Source organism: Bradyrhizobium ivorense (assembly GCF_900696085.1).
Taxonomy (GTDB): Bacteria; Pseudomonadota; Alphaproteobacteria; order Rhizobiales; family Xanthobacteraceae; genus Bradyrhizobium; species Bradyrhizobium ivorense.
Genome location: NZ_CAADFC020000024.1, coordinates 49334 through 63650, shown reverse-complemented (window position 1 = coordinate 63650; position 14317 = coordinate 49334). Strand labels below are relative to the sequence as shown.

The following is a 14317-nucleotide window of genomic DNA, read 5'->3' as shown; positions in this document are numbered from 1 at the left end:
GTGACGGATCTGCTACGGACCTGCTATCGCGAGGCGGACGAGTCGAAGCTCACTCCTCATTCCGCGCGTCGAACTTGCTCCGCGCGCCTTCGATCTCGGGCAGATGCGCGAACGCCCATTGGCCGAGCGCCTTCACCGGCTCGGCGAGACCGCGGCCGAGATCGGTCAGCTCGTAGTCGACCCGCGGCGGGATGGTCGGATAGATCGTGCGCGTCACGAGGCCGTCGCGCTCCAGCCCGCGCAACGTCAGCGTCAGCATCCGCTGCGAGATGCCGTTGATGATGCGCTTCAACTCGTTGAAGCGGCGCGGACCGTCGATCAGGTTCATGATCACGAACACGCTCCATTTGTCGCCGACCCGCGCCAGCACCGAGGCGACCGCGCGACAGTCGGAATGATCGGGGCTCGGATGGGGCGGCGGGTCAGGCACACGGATGTGCTCGGGTCTCATGGCTGTGCTCGGGTTTCAAAAATGTGCGTTCTTGCGGGGATTTAGGGTGGTCACTCATATAGCGCCAGTTACAAACCTATACCCAAGGGGATCCCCTGCCATGAAACTTCTGCACATCGACTCCTCCGTTCTCGGCCCGCACTCGGTCAGCCGCCAGGTCTCGGCCGCCGCCGTGGAGCGGCTGCGCCAAGCCAATCCCGGCCTGGTCGTGACCTACCGCGACCTGACCCAGACCCCGCTCGGCCACCTCACCGGCCTGCACCTCGCTGCCGGCCAGGGCGCGGCGCCCGACCCGTCGGTCCGCGATGACGTCGCCGCCGGTCAGCTTGTGCTGGAGGAGTTCTTGGCCGCCGACACCGTCGTGATCGGCGCGCCGATGTACAATTTCACGATTCCGAGCCAGCTCAAGGTCTGGATCGATCGCATCCTGGTGGCGGGCAAGACCTTCAAATACGGTCCCGCCGGAGTCGAGGGACTGGCCGGCAGCAAGCGCGTCATCATCGCGATCTCGCGCGGCGGCTATTACGGCGCCGGCACGCCGATGGCCGCGCTCGAGCATCTCGAAACCTATCTGCGCGGGGTGTTTGGCTTCATCGGCGTCACGAACCTTGAATTCATCCCTGCCGACGGCATCCAGGTCGGCCCCGAGCATCGCGAAAAGGCGGTCGCAGGCGCGCTACAGGCCGCCGGCAGCCTGAACGCAGCCTGATGCGATGAAGCGCCTGCCGCGGCGCAGGCGGCGGCAGGCGTGCGTTCAGGTCAATCAGCTCAGAGCCAGACGCCCTGAATGCCGAGAATGACGACCAGGAGCGAAATCAATAAACCGATGCCGGAGAACAATGCGACGGTGACGAATTGCGACGTATCCGAATTTTCGGATGCGGAGGATACGGTAATCGATGACGGGATGCGTGCTGCTTTCGGCATGACTGCACTCCAAATGATTCCGTGGTGAAAAATTCCTCGCCCTTTTCAGAAGTCCTTTGACTGCGACAAAGGTTCAATGTCTCGTGACACGATGATACGTCACGAACGACATCGGCCGGTGTGATCCCGTTCACACCGGCCGTTCTTTACAATGAGAAACAATTTGCAGCGTTTTCCAGCGAAGCGGACTCTGGTTCGCGTGCAGAAAACGAGTCGAGCTTTAGCCGCGATAGATCGGCGCGCCGGCGGGCGAAGCGGTAGCGCCGCCGTCGATGAACAGCTCCTGCCCCTGCACATGCGCAGCATCGTCGGACGCCAGGAACAGCACCGTCTTCGAGATATGATCGGGCTCCCCGATGCGACCGAGCGGCGTGGTCTTGCCGATCCGCGCCTCGAATATTTTCTCGGCCTCCGGCGTTGCCGTTGCGGCGCCCCAGATCGGGGTGCGCACTGCGCCCGGCGCCACCACGTTGACGCGGATGTTGCGCGGCGACAGCTCTGAGGCCATCACCCGCGCCATCGCGCGCACGCCGGCCTTGCTCGCGGCATAGGCCGAGTAGCCAGGATTGCCGAGCACCGAGATCACCGAGCCGTTGAGGATCACGGAGGCGCCGTCGTTGAGATAGGGCGCGACCGCCTGGACGGTGAAGAACACGCCGGTGAGATTGGTGCGGATCACGCTCTCGAATGCCGCGAGCGTGGTGCCGCCGACCGGCGTCTGGCCGGGAATGCCGGCATTGGCGAACAGCACGTCGTACTTGCCGAATTTCTCCGCGCCCTGCTTCACGGCCGCTTCCAGCGCCGCGACGTCGGTGGCGTCGGCCTCCACCGCCAGCGCGTTCGGCCCGAGTTCCTTGGCCGCCGCCGCCAGCCGCTCCTTGTTGCGCCCGGTAATCACGACCTTGGCGCCCTCGGCCACGAACAGCCTTGCCGTCGCAAGCCCGATGCCGCTGTTGCCGCCGGTGATCAACGCCACTTTGTTTGCAAGTCTCATTGTCCGCCTCCAGTCTGGTTGCATTATTAAACCTGATTGCCTAACTAGGGTATCCAGTTTAATATTGCAACCACACAAGACCGTGATTGCAGCATGATCCGGAAAAGTGCGAAGCGGTTTTCCCTCGCGACAAACGCGAAGCGTTTGCGCGGAGATCATGCTCAAACAAGGAATCCTTGGGAGACCGCGTGGTGAAGAGAACCAGTCTTGCCGGCGACAGCTGCCCGATCGCGCGCGCGCTCGATGTGTTCGGCGACTGGTGGTCGCTTTTGATCATCCGCGACGCCAGCCTCGGCTGCCGCCGCTTCGGCGAATTCCAGACCAGCCTCGGGCTCGCCAAGAACATCCTCGCGACGCGGCTGCGCACGCTGGTCGAGCGCGGCATACTGAAGATGATCCCGGCCTCCGACGGCAGCGCCTATCAGGAATATGTGCTGTCGCCGAAGGGCCGCGGCATCTTTCCGATCCTGGTCGCGCTGCGGCAATGGAGCGAGGAGTTCGACGAGCATCCGAACGAGATCGACACGTTTCTGGTCGACCGCGAGAACGGCAAGCCGGTGCAGAAGCTCGCGCTGTATTCCCAGGACGGCCGGCTCCTGAGCGCAGCCGACACCACGCTGAAGCCGCGGGCCGCAGCGAAGCGCGCGCGGCGGGTGCCGGCGTAGCTCCGTCATTCCGGGGCTCGCGCAGCGAGAGCCAATAGACGCGGATTCAAGTGTCGAACAGCTAACTCGGTGTCATCACCCGCGCATGCGGGTGATCCAGTATTCCAGAGGCAATCATTGTTAGGCCGAGAGGCCGCGGCGTACTGGATCGCCCGGTCGAGCCGGGCGATGACAGTTGCGGGTGGTGACGCAGCTTCGCATTCTCGCGACATGGGCAAAGGCGAAACCTTTGCGCGGGGATGACGGGACTAACTATGTGGCGCCATTGCCCTCACGACAGCTTCCGCCGGCTGCGGGCGCGCAGTTGCTCGTCGGCTTCCAGCCGGGCCATGGCTAACAGGTGGTCGAGCACCGCGAAATTGTGGCGCTGGGCGAGCTTGGCCAGTTCGGTCACGGCTGCCCGGATCAGGACCAGGGCGTCATCCGGGCTGCCCTCTCCTGTCTCCTCGCCCGCCGATCGCCGCCGGCCGGACGCCTTGTGCTTCCGGCCGCCCCCTGTCCTGGTCAAACGTCCGCTTTCCGATTCCCGCCCTATATAAAGAGAGGTACGCCTTTTGCGGGCGCAACTCTAGGACGCATTTTTCAACCCTGGGGATAGGATTTCCCCATCTGGAACCACCCCCTCAATATCTGGCGATTTGACACCGACGGCCCCAGCACCCATGTTCGCCCCGACATGGCGGGTCGCGAGTCTAGCGGAATCCGTCTTCAAGTTTTCCCGTAAGCTATTGGAATGACATGAATATCGTCATTGTGGAGTCGCCGGCCAAGGCCAAGACGATCAACAAATATCTGGGGTCCTCCTACGAGGTCCTGGCGTCGTTCGGCCATGTCCGCGACCTCCCGGCCAAGAACGGATCGGTCGATCCGGACGCCAATTTCCAGATGATCTGGGAGGTTGACGCCAAGGCCGCCAGCCGTCTGAACGACATCGCCAAGGCGCTGAAGGGTGCTGACCGCCTGATTCTCGCAACCGACCCTGATCGCGAGGGCGAGGCGATCTCCTGGCACGTGCTGGAGGTGATGAAGGAGAAGCGCGCGCTGAAGGACCAGAAGGTCGAGCGCGTGGTGTTCAACGCCATCACCAAGCAGGCCGTGTCCGAGGCGATGAAGGCGCCGCGCCAGATCGATGGCGCGCTGGTCGACGCCTATATGGCGCGCCGCGCGCTGGACTATCTGGTCGGCTTCACGCTCTCCCCGGTGCTGTGGCGCAAGCTGCCCGGCGCCCGCTCGGCCGGCCGCGTGCAGTCGGTCGCGCTGCGGCTGGTCTGCGACCGCGAGCTCGAGATCGAGAAGTTCGTGCCGAAGGAATACTGGTCGCTGGTCGCGACGCTGGTCACGACCCGCGGCGAAACCTTTGAGGCGCGCCTCGTCGGCGCCGACGGCAAGAAGATCGCCCGCCTCGACATTGGCTCCGGCGCGGAAGCCGAGGACTTCAAGAAGGCGATCGAGGCCGCGACCTTCCGCGTCGCGAGCGTCGAGGCAAAACCGGCGCGGCGCAATCCGCAGGCCCCCTTCACCACCTCGACCCTGCAGCAGGAAGCCAGCCGCAAGCTCGGCTTCGCCCCGGCGCACACCATGCGCATCGCGCAGCGGCTCTATGAGGGCATCGACATTGGCGGCGAGACCACCGGCCTCATCACCTATATGCGAACCGATGGCGTGCAGATCGCGCCCGAAGCGATCACCCAGGCGCGCAAGGTGATCGGCGAGGATTACGGCAACGCCTATGTGCCGGATGCCCCGCGCCAGTACCAGGCCAAGGCCAAGAACGCGCAGGAGGCCCACGAGGCGATCCGCCCGACCGACCTGTCGCGCCGCCCGGCCTCGATCGGCCGCAGGCTCGATCCCGACCAGGCCAAGCTTTATGAGCTGATCTGGAAGCGCACCATCGCGAGCCAGATGGAATCCGCGGAGCTCGAACGCACCACGGTCGACATCGAGGGCAAGGCCGGCTCCCGTGTGCTGGAGCTGCGCGCTTCCGGCCAGGTGATCAAGTTCGACGGCTTCCTCGCGCTCTATCAGGAAGGTCACGACGACGAGGAGGACGAGGATTCGCGCCGCCTGCCCGCGATGAACACCGGCGAAGCGGTGAAGCGCCAGAGCCTTGCCGTCACCCAGCATTTCACCGAGCCGCCGCCGCGCTTCTCCGAAGCGTCGCTGGTGAAGCGGATGGAAGAACTCGGCATCGGCCGGCCCTCGACCTACGCCTCGATCCTGCAGGTGTTGAAGGACCGCGGCTACGTCAAGCTCGAGAAGAAGCGCCTGCACGGCGAGGACAAGGGCCGCGTCGTGGTCGCGTTCCTGGAAAACTTCTTCCAGCGCTACGTCGAATACGACTTCACCGCCGATCTCGAGGAGCAGCTCGACCGCATCTCCAACAACGAGATCGCCTGGCAGCAGGTGTTGCAGGACTTTTGGCGCGACTTCATCGGCGCGGTCAACGACATCAAGGATCTGCGCGTCGCCGAGGTGCTCGATGCGCTCGACGAGATGCTGGGCCCGCACATCTACCCGCCGCGCGCCGATGGCGGCGATGTCAGGCAGTGCCCGACCTGCGGCACCGGCAAGCTGAACCTGAAGGCCGGCAAGTTCGGCGCCTTCGTCGGCTGCTCGAACTATCCGGAATGCCGCTACACCCGCCCGCTCGCCGCCGACAGCGCGGAGAGCGCCGACCGCGTGCTCGGCACCGATCCCGACACCGGGTTCGATGTCACCGTGAAGGCCGGCCGGTTCGGCCCCTATATCCAGCTCGGCGAGCAGAAGGATTATGAGGAAGGCGAGAAGCCGAAGCGCGCCGGCATTCCGAAGGGCACCTCGCCCGCGGATGTCGACCTCGAGCTGGCGCTCAAGCTGTTGTCGCTGCCGCGCGAAATCGGCAAGCATCCGGAGACCGGACAGCCGATCACCGCGGGCCTCGGCCGCTTCGGGCCGTTCGTGAAGCATGAGAAGACCTATGCCAGCCTCGAGGCCGGCGACGAGGTCTTCAATATCGGGCTGAACCGCGCCGTCACGCTGATTGCCGAGAAAATTGCAAAAGGCCCGAGCGGCCGCCGCTTCGGCGCCGATCCCGGCAAGCCGCTCGGCGATCATCCCTCGCTCGGCGCGGTCGCGCTGAAGAACGGCCGCTACGGCGCCTACGTCACCGCGGGCGGCGTCAACGCGACGATCCCGAGCGACCGCACGCCCGACGAGGTCACGCTGGCGGAAGCGATCGCGCTGATCGACGAGCGCGCGGCCAAGGGCGGCGGCAAGGCCAAGGGCAAGAAAGCCAAGGCGGCGAAGCCGGCCAAGGCCAAATCCGAAGCGAAGTCCGACGAGAAGGATGACGCTGAGGCCAAGCCCGCCAAGAAATCCGCGGCGAAGAAGGCCGCAGCGAAACCAAAATCGGAGGCCGCCAGCAAGGCGCGCGCTCCGGTCTCGTCAGGCGCCAAGACCTCGGCCGCAAAGCCGGCGGCGGGATCGAAATCGCCGGCGAAGAAGAGCGCCGGCAAGGCAAGAGGATAAGTGAAACAAAAACCCGACCATGGCTTTCCGGCCCGGGACGCCATCGTCGCCTTCATTCGCGCCAATCCAGGCAAGGTCGGCACCCGCGAGATCGCTCGTGCCTTCGGCCTGAAGAACGCCGACCGCGTCGAGCTGAAGCGCATGCTGCGCGAGCTCGCCGATGACGGCACGATTGCAAAGCGCGGACGCAAGATGCACGAGCCGGCGGCGCTGCCGCCGACCGTGCTCGCCGACATCACCGGCCGCGACAGCGACGGCGAATTGATCGCCACCCCCGCCGAGTGGGATGCCGAAGAGAACGGCACCGCCCCGAAGATCCGTATCGACACGCCGCGGCGGCCAAAACCCGGCACCACCGCCGGCGTCGGCGACCGCGCCCTGCTGCGGGTCGAGGTGACCGACGAGCGCGACGGCACGCCGTATCGCGGCCGCGTCATCAAGATCATCGACCATGCGCGGAGCCGCATCCTCGGCATCTTCCGCAAAAATCCCGACGGCGGCGGGCGGCTGATCCCGGTCGACAAGAAGCAAGCCGGCCGCGAGCTCAACATCGCCAAGGCCGACACCGGCGGCGCCGAGGACGGCGACCTGATCAGCGTCGATCTCGTGCGCACCCGCGGCTACGGCCTCAACTCCGGCCGGGTCAAGGAACGGCTCGGCTCGATCGCGAGCGAAAAGGCGATCAGCCTGATCGCGATCAACGCCCACGACATTCCGCAGGTGTTTTCGCCTGCCGCGATCCGCGAGTCCGAAGAGGCAAAACCCGCGGCGCTGCAGGGCCGCGAGGACTGGCGCGACGTGCCGCTCGTCACCATCGATCCGCCGGATGCCAAGGATCACGACGACGCCGTGCATGCGGAGGTCGATCCTGATCCGAACAACAAGGGCGGCTACATCGTCCATGTCGCGATCGCCGACGTCGCCTACTATGTACGATCAGGCTCGGCGCTCGACCGCGACGCACTGCAGCGCGGCAACTCGGTGTATTTCCCCGATCGGGTGGTGCCGATGCTACCGGAGCGCATCTCCAACAATCTCTGCTCGCTGGTGCCAGGCGAGCCGCGCGGCGCGCTCGCGGTGCGCATGGTGATCGGCGCCGACGGCCGCAAGCGTTCGCACACATTTCATCGCGTGCTGATGCGCTCGGCGGCAAAGCTCAATTATGCGCAGGCGCAGGCCGCGATCGACGGCCGCCCCGACGACACCACCGGCCCCCTGCTCGATCCGATCCTAAAACCGCTGTGGTCGGCCTATGAGCTGGTCAAGCTCGCGCGCAATGAGCGCGACCCGCTCGATCTCGATCTGCCCGAGCGCAAGATCCTGCTGAAGCCTGACGGCACCGTCGACCGCGTGATCGTGCCGCAGCGGCTCGATGCGCACCGGCTGATCGAGGAGTTCATGATCCTCGCCAACGTCGCGGCGGCGGAAATGCTGGAGAAGAAGAACCTCCCGCTGATCTATCGCGTGCATGACGAGCCGACCCAGGAGAAGATCTACAACCTCCAGGAATTTCTCAAGACGCTCGACCTGCCCTTCACCAAGCAGGGCGCGCTGCGGCCCTCGCAGTTCAACCGCGTGCTGGCGCAGGTTTCCGGCGAGGATTACGAGCCGCTAGTCAACGAGGTGGTGCTGCGCTCGCAGGCGCAGGCTGAATACTCCGCCGAGAATTACGGCCATTTCGGCTTGAACCTGCGCCGCTACGCCCACTTCACCTCGCCGATCCGCCGCTACGCCGATCTGATCGTGCACCGCGCGCTGATCCGCGCGCTCGGCCTCGGCGACGGTGCGCTGCCGACCGACGAAACGGTGGAGACGCTCGCCGAGATCGCGGCACAGATTTCGGTCACCGAGCGCCGCGCCATGAAGGCCGAGCGCGAGACTGCGGACCGGCTGATCGCGCATTTCCTCGCCGATAAGGTCGGCGCCTCGTTCCAGGGCCGCATCTCGGGCGTGACGCGCTCGGGCCTGTTCGTGAAGCTCGACGACACCGGCGCCGACGGGCTGATCCCGATCCGCACCATCGGCAGCGAATATTTCAACTACGACGAAACCCGCCACGCGCTGATCGGCTCGCGCAGCGGCGCCATGTACCGGCTCGGCGACGTCGTCGATGTGCGGCTGGTCGAGGCCGCGCCGATCGCCGGCGCGTTGCGCTTCGAGCTGCTATCGGCGGGACAGGCACTTCCGCGCGGCAGAAAACGCGACGGCGCACGAGCGGAGCGTCGCGCCGGCGCGCACAAGGAGCGCAAGGCGCGCAGCAAGAAGGAGCGCAAGCCGGCCAGGCCGAAGAAGTCCGGCAAGTCGAAGCGAGGCAAGTCATGGAAGGGGTGACCCCGGAGACGGTCGTCTGGACCCGCGACACGACCAATCCCGAGAAGCGCGACGTCTGGACCGCGATGATGCGCGGGTTTTGCAGCCGCTGCCCGCGCTGCGGCAAAGGCAGGCTGTTCCGCAAGTTTCTCAAATGCGACGGCCATTGCCCGGTCTGCGATCTCGATTTCTCGCCGCACCGCGCCGACGATCTGCCGGCCTATCTCGTCATCGTCATCGTCGGCCATATCGTGGTACCGACCGTGCTGTGGATCGAAACCGACTATTCACCGCCGGTCTGGCTGCAGCTTGCGATCTATCTGCCGCTCACGCTGTTTGCGTCGCTGGCGCTGCTGCAGCCGGTGAAAGGAGCCGTGATCGGATTGCAATGGGCCCTGCGCATGCATGGCTTTGACGAGAATCCCCCTAGCGACATCCCGCCGGTCTAGCTAAACCGGACCCAACAAGAGCCGAAAGGGATGAAATGACTGAAGCTGCCGCTGTCCACCAAGGGGAAAAAGAAGCCGATCATCACCCCTATTTCCGGCCCAAGGATGCGGCGACGCTGATCCTGATCGACCGCTCCGGTCCCAAACCAAAGGTGCTGGTCGGCAAGCGCCACGACAAGGTGGTGTTCATGCCGGGCAAATACGTCTTCCCCGGTGGCCGCGTCGACAAGGCTGATAACCGCGTGCCGGTCGCGGCACAGATCACGCCGGAGCTCGAGGCCAATCTTCTGAAAGGCAGCCCGAAGATCACGCCCGGCCGCGCGCGTGCGCTGGCCAACGCCGCGATCCGCGAAGCCTGCGAGGAGACCGGCCTCTGCCTCGGCCGCAAGGTCGAGAAGACCATCAAGCTCGATGGTCCCTGGAAGCCATTCGCCGACGCAGGCCTGCTGCCCGATCCGTCCGGCCTGTTTTTGATCGCGCGCGCGATCACCCCGCCCGGCCGCGTCCGCCGTTTCGACACCCGCTTTTTCACCGCCGATGCCTCGACCATCGCGCACCGCGTCGATGGCGTGGTGCATGCCGACGCCGAGCTGGTCGATTTGGTGTGGGTCGAGATCGGCTCCGAGCCGCTGGCGGATGCGCACGCCATGACCAAGAACGTGCTCGCCGAGCTCGACCGCCGCCTCGCCACCGGCCCGCTCCGCCATGATGCCGCGGTGCCGTTCTTCCATTTCTACGGCGGCAAGATGCACAAGGATGTGCTGGGGGCGTGATGCACACCCAACCGCCATTGCGAGGAGCTCGCGACAAAATTGCAAAGCAATTTGCGCTGAAGCGACGAAGCAATCCATGCTTCAACAAGCGGGACGATGGATTGCTTCGCTTCGCTCGCGATGACGATGTGGCCGGCGGTTGCGGACTTATCCTCCAGCGGCCGTTCAAATTGCAAAAATCTTCTGCCGCCGCCGGGATGGCGCGCCGTGGACCGCCTCCCTATCTGTTCCGCTAACGACCTCAACAACGGAACGGGGCAATGGCGAAGCGTCAACTCAAGCTCGGCGCGTTCATGCGGCCGATCAGCATCCACACCGGCGCCTGGCGCTATCCCGGGGCCTGGCCCGACGCCAATTTCAACTTCGACCAGATCAAGCAGCTGATCCGCAAGCTGGAGGCCGGCAAGTTCGACGCCTTCTTCATGGCCGACCATCTGGCCGTGCTCAACATGCCGATCAATGCGCTGAAGCGCAGCCACACCGTGACCTCGTTCGAGCCATTCACGCTGCTCTCGGCACTGTCGGCGGTTACCGAGAACATCGGCCTGATCGCGACCGGCTCGACCACCTTCGACGAGCCCTATCACGTCGCCCGCCGCTTCGCCTCGCTCGACCATCTCTCGGGCGGCCGCGCGGGGTGGAATATCGTCACCACGTCCAATCCGGACGCTGCGCTGAATTTCGGCCTCGACGACCATATGGAGCATGCCGAGCGCTACAAGCGCGCCCGCGAGTTCTATGACGTCGTCACAGGGCTGTGGGATTCCTTCGCCGACGACGCCTTCGTGCGCGACGTCGAGTCCGGGCTGTTCTTCGATCCCGCGAAGATGCACACGCTCAATCACAAGGGCAAATATCTCTCGGTGCGCGGCCCGCTGAACATCGCCCGCCCGGTGCAGGGCTGGCCGGTGATCGTGCAGGCCGGCGCGTCCGATGACGGCAGGCAGCTCGCGGCCGAGACCGCGGAAGCCGTGTTCACCGGCGGCGGCAGTCTCGCCGACGGACAAAAGCTCTATGCCGACATCAAGGGCCGCATGGAAAAGATCGGCCGCGATCCCGAACATCTGAAGATCCTGCCCGGCGCGTTCGTCGTGGTCGGCGACAGCGTCGAGGAGGCCAAGGAGAAACGCGCGCTGCTCGACAGCCGCGTGCATTACGACAGTGCGATCGCCTCGCTGTCGGTGATCCTCGGCACCGATGCCTCCGGCTTCGATCCGGACGGGCAGCTGCCGCCGATCCCGGAGACCAATGCCAGCAAGAGCGGACGGCAGCGCCTCGTCGAGGTCGCCGCGCGTGACAAGCTCACAGTGCGCCAGCTTGCCCAGCGCGTCGGCGGCTATGGCGGGCTCGCCTTCGTCGGCACGCCCTCGACCATCGCCGACCAGATGGAGGAATGGCTGACGGGGCACGGCAGCGACGGCTTCAACATCATGTTCCCCTATCTGCCGCAGGGCCTGTTCGACTTCGTCGACAAGGTGGTCCCGGAACTGCAGCGGCGCGGGATCTTCCGCAACGAGTATGAAGGGCGGACGCTGCGCGAGAATTTGGGCCTGCCGCGGCCGAAAAACCGCTTCTTCGAGGGCTAATTGGCCGGAATCGGCACTGGTTCGGCCGGGAAATCCTTGACTTCTGGCGGTTTGTGGCTAGTTTCCCGGCCAAACGCGGGCCGATTTGGCCGGCTCCCGATATCTCCCTATTTTCGAGGTTTTGCACATGGCCAAGGCGGTCACCATCAAGGTCAAGCTCGTGTCGACGGCGGACACCGGCTTCTATTACGTCGCCAAGAAGAATTCGCGCACCATGACCGACAAGCTGGTCAAGAAGAAGTACGACCCGGTCGCGCGCAAGCACGTCGAGTTCAAGGAAGCCAAGATCAAGTAAGCCGGTCTGCTTCCGACGTTTCGAACGGGGCCCTCGCGGCCCCGTTTTTGCTTTATGGCCTGGTGTCGTCCCTCATCTTTTCCGGACAAGTCCCGGGTGCGGGGCTCACATGATCGCAAGCCTAGACGAGGGAAACGTCGGCGGCTACTCGGTCGCCTACGGCCGCGAGGACATCTACTTTCCGGTCTATGTCACGGCCGCGCTGGCCGCGATCTTCCTGACCGCGACCTGGATCACGGGCGCAATCTATTGGCTGGCGCCGGCGGCGGCGGCCGCCGGCTTCACCTACTACAACATCCCCCTGCTGGAGGCCGGTCGTCCGACCATCGGCGCCAACCAGTACGGTATCTTCATCCAGGCCTTCGGACTGATCCGCTGGCGCGCCATCGCGCGCATCGACCTCGTCGAGATCGCCGAGCGCGCGATGACCGTTCACGAGTTGCAGATCGCGCTCAACGCACCGCTCGGCAGTGCGCTGGTGGCCGATTGGCGCAAGCGGCCGACCTATCGGCGCCTGATGCGCTTGCCGTGGCGCATGGACCATCGTGGCGTGGTGCGCGTCAATCTCGAGCCATTCGATCGGGCGCCCGATGAGATCCACCGGACGTTCCTCAGGATGTGGCGTTACTACCGGAGCTAACCCTTGAACGCCTCATCGCGCAGATGCGCATCTGCGATCTGCGCATCTGGATTGTGTGTGATGGTCATGAACCAAACGAGGCTGAAGAACAGCGACCACGCTGTGTTCCAATAGAACCAGTTCATGGGATCACCTCGAACAGCTTTATCCCGCGCCGGCCGGCTGACTTCGCCGGCCTTGCGGAATGCCGCCAAGCCTACTGCACGACCTCGCCGTGCAGTGCCAGATCCAATCCCTCGCGCTCGATATCCCGCGTCACACGAAGCCCGACGAAGAGATTGATCACGAACAGGATGATCAGACTCACCACGGCATCATACACGAAGACCGTCGCGACGCCGATGCACTGATTGACGAACTGTCCGGCATTTCCCTCCAGAACGCCCGCGGTACCACCATATTGCTCGACCGCGAACACGCCCGTCAGCAGCGCTCCGACGATGCCGCCGAGGGCATGGACGCCGAAGCAATCCAGCGCGTCATCATAGCTGAACATGCGCTTCAAGCCGGTGCATCCCCAGTAGCAGCAGACGCCGGCAGCGATGCCGATGGCAAACGCGCCGACCGGGCCGACGAAGCCGGAGGCCGGCGTGATCGCGACGAGGCCGGCGACGGCGCCGGAGCAGATGCCGACGACGGTCGGCTTTCCCTTCAACGCCCATTCCACCAGCATCCAGGTGAAGCCTGCCATCGCCGTTGCAATCTGGGTCACCAGCATTGCCATGCCCGCTTGCATTCCGGCCGTGACGGCGGAGCCGGCATTGAAGCCGAACCAGCCGACCCACAGCAGCGAAGCGCCGATGAATGTCAGCACCATGTTGTGTGCCGGTCCGGTGTCACTGCGCTTTCCGAGCATGATGGCACACATCAGGCCCGCGACGCCCGCGTTGATGTGCACCACGGTGCCGCCGGCGAAATCGAGCACTTTCACCCACGCAGCGTCGTTGCCGGCCGCGAATATGCCGTCGGGCCCCCAGACCCAGTGTGCGATCGGCGCATAGACGAAGATCGCCCACAGCCCGATGAACCAGAGCATCGCGGAGAACTTCATCCGCTCGGCAAACGCGCCCGCGATCAGCGCCGGTGTGATGATGGCGAACGTCATCTGGAAGCAGATGTAAACGGACTCAGGGATGGTCGCGGCGAGTGGATTGGGATTGCCGATGCCGCCCTTGCCGATGTCGCTCAGGATGTCCTTGAGGAACAGGCGATCGAGGCCGCCGATAAACGGCGTGCCGGCACGAAACGCCAGACTGTAGGTGAGGACGGCAAACAGGATCGTGACTAGGCAAGTGACGGCGAAGCTGGTCATCACGGTATCGCCGACATTCTTCTTGCGCACCATGCCGCCATAGAACAAGCCGAGCCCCGGGACCGTCATCATCAGGACGAGCGCGACTGACGTGAGCATCCAGGCGGTGTCGCCGGAATTCGGCGTGCACTTCTCGAGAATCTTGCCGCCGCAGGCCGGCGGCGCAGCGTCCTCGGCTAGCGCCGGGTCGCTGAACAGCAGGCAAAGAAACGCCACTCCCAGCAGGGCAACGACGATTCTCGCGAGCTTCCGGCGCGTGTATGTCGCATACTCCATCATCTTCCTCCCATCACAAGACGTGTTGGTGTTCGGAAAGGGCGCGGCGCGTCCGAGGCGTGAGCGCCGAAAGGCACACCTGCGCGCTGGGTTTTCGGAATGTCTCGACGTGCCGTGATGCGGGTGGCGCGA

General features: G+C 64.8%; 15 protein-coding genes. 9 read left to right on the top strand and 6 right to left on the bottom strand.

Going from position 1 to position 14317, the window contains the following annotated elements:
- Positions 1–49: 49 nt before the first annotated feature.
- Positions 50–451 (bottom strand): winged helix-turn-helix transcriptional regulator, encoded by a 402-nt coding sequence (locus CI41S_RS30020; protein WP_139862814.1) that lies wholly within the window; start codon positions 449–451, stop codon positions 50–52.
- Between the two features lie 100 nt (positions 452–551).
- Between CI41S_RS30020 and CI41S_RS30015 the strand changes: the two genes are divergently transcribed.
- On the top strand, positions 552–1160 hold the full coding sequence (locus CI41S_RS30015; protein ID WP_139484217.1) for an FMN-dependent NADH-azoreductase: 609 nt from the start codon (positions 552–554) through the stop codon (positions 1158–1160).
- Positions 1161–1219: 59 nt separating this feature from the next.
- On the opposite strand, the gene CI41S_RS43770 is transcribed toward CI41S_RS30015, so the two are convergent.
- Both CI41S_RS43770 and CI41S_RS30010 read right to left on the bottom strand, forming a co-directional pair.
- Positions 1220–1378: a hypothetical protein gene (locus CI41S_RS43770; protein ID WP_172626968.1), complete on the bottom strand. Its 159-nt coding sequence runs from the start codon at positions 1376–1378 to the stop codon at positions 1220–1222.
- A 220-nt stretch (positions 1379–1598) separates the two neighbouring features.
- On the bottom strand, positions 1599–2372 hold the full coding sequence (locus CI41S_RS30010) for an SDR family NAD(P)-dependent oxidoreductase (protein ID WP_139862813.1): 774 nt from the start codon (positions 2370–2372) through the stop codon (positions 1599–1601).
- A 188-nt stretch (positions 2373–2560) separates the two neighbouring features.
- Between CI41S_RS30010 and CI41S_RS30005 the strand changes: the two genes are divergently transcribed.
- The gene (locus CI41S_RS30005; protein WP_139862812.1) at positions 2561–3037 is read left to right on the top strand and encodes a winged helix-turn-helix transcriptional regulator; all 477 of its coding nucleotides are present in this window, start codon (positions 2561–2563) and stop codon (positions 3035–3037) included.
- Positions 3038–3308: 271 nt separating this feature from the next.
- Here CI41S_RS30005 and CI41S_RS45065 read toward each other — a convergent pair whose 3' ends face one another.
- Entirely contained in the window at positions 3309–3431 is a 123-nt protein-coding gene (locus CI41S_RS45065) for a hypothetical protein (protein ID WP_283813143.1), read from the bottom strand.
- A gap of 344 nt (positions 3432–3775) precedes the next feature.
- On the opposite strand from CI41S_RS45065, the gene topA reads away from it, so the two are divergent.
- From topA to CI41S_RS29960, 7 genes are all read left to right on the top strand, one after another.
- Positions 3776–6544, top strand: coding sequence for a type I DNA topoisomerase (topA, locus tag CI41S_RS29995; protein WP_139862810.1), 2769 nt, complete (start codon positions 3776–3778; stop codon positions 6542–6544).
- Positions 6545–8875 carry a ribonuclease R gene (gene rnr / locus CI41S_RS29990; RefSeq protein WP_139862809.1) on the top strand — a complete coding sequence of 777 codons (2331 nt, stop codon included), beginning with the start codon at positions 6545–6547 and terminating at the stop codon, positions 8873–8875.
- The gene (locus tag CI41S_RS29985; protein WP_139862808.1) at positions 8863–9303 is read left to right on the top strand and encodes a DUF983 domain-containing protein; all 441 of its coding nucleotides are present in this window, start codon (positions 8863–8865) and stop codon (positions 9301–9303) included. Before rnr ends, CI41S_RS29985 begins: the two co-directional genes overlap by 13 nt.
- Positions 9304–9338: 35 nt before the next feature.
- Positions 9339–10076: an NUDIX hydrolase gene (locus CI41S_RS29980; RefSeq protein WP_139862807.1), complete on the top strand. Its 738-nt coding sequence runs from the start codon at positions 9339–9341 to the stop codon at positions 10074–10076.
- Positions 10077–10336: 260 nt separating this feature from the next.
- Positions 10337–11662, top strand: coding sequence for an LLM class flavin-dependent oxidoreductase (locus tag CI41S_RS29970; protein ID WP_139862805.1), 1326 nt, complete (start codon positions 10337–10339; stop codon positions 11660–11662).
- Between the two features lie 127 nt (positions 11663–11789).
- Complete coding sequence (gene rpmG, locus CI41S_RS29965; RefSeq protein WP_018271988.1) at positions 11790–11957, top strand: 50S ribosomal protein L33; 168 nt, start codon at positions 11790–11792, stop codon at positions 11955–11957.
- Positions 11958–12066: 109 nt separating this feature from the next.
- Complete coding sequence (locus tag CI41S_RS29960) at positions 12067–12597, top strand: hypothetical protein (RefSeq protein WP_139862804.1); 531 nt, start codon at positions 12067–12069, stop codon at positions 12595–12597.
- Here CI41S_RS29960 and CI41S_RS45060 read toward each other — a convergent pair.
- Positions 12594–12722: a hypothetical protein gene (locus CI41S_RS45060; protein ID WP_256438757.1), complete on the bottom strand. Its 129-nt coding sequence runs from the start codon at positions 12720–12722 to the stop codon at positions 12594–12596. The two genes, CI41S_RS29960 and CI41S_RS45060, sit on opposite strands and share 4 nt — an antisense overlap.
- A 71-nt stretch (positions 12723–12793) precedes the next feature.
- Positions 12794–14188, bottom strand: a complete 1395-nt coding sequence (locus CI41S_RS29950; RefSeq protein WP_139862802.1) for an ammonium transporter — start codon at positions 14186–14188, stop codon at positions 12794–12796.
- Positions 14189–14317: the final 129 nt, after the last annotated feature.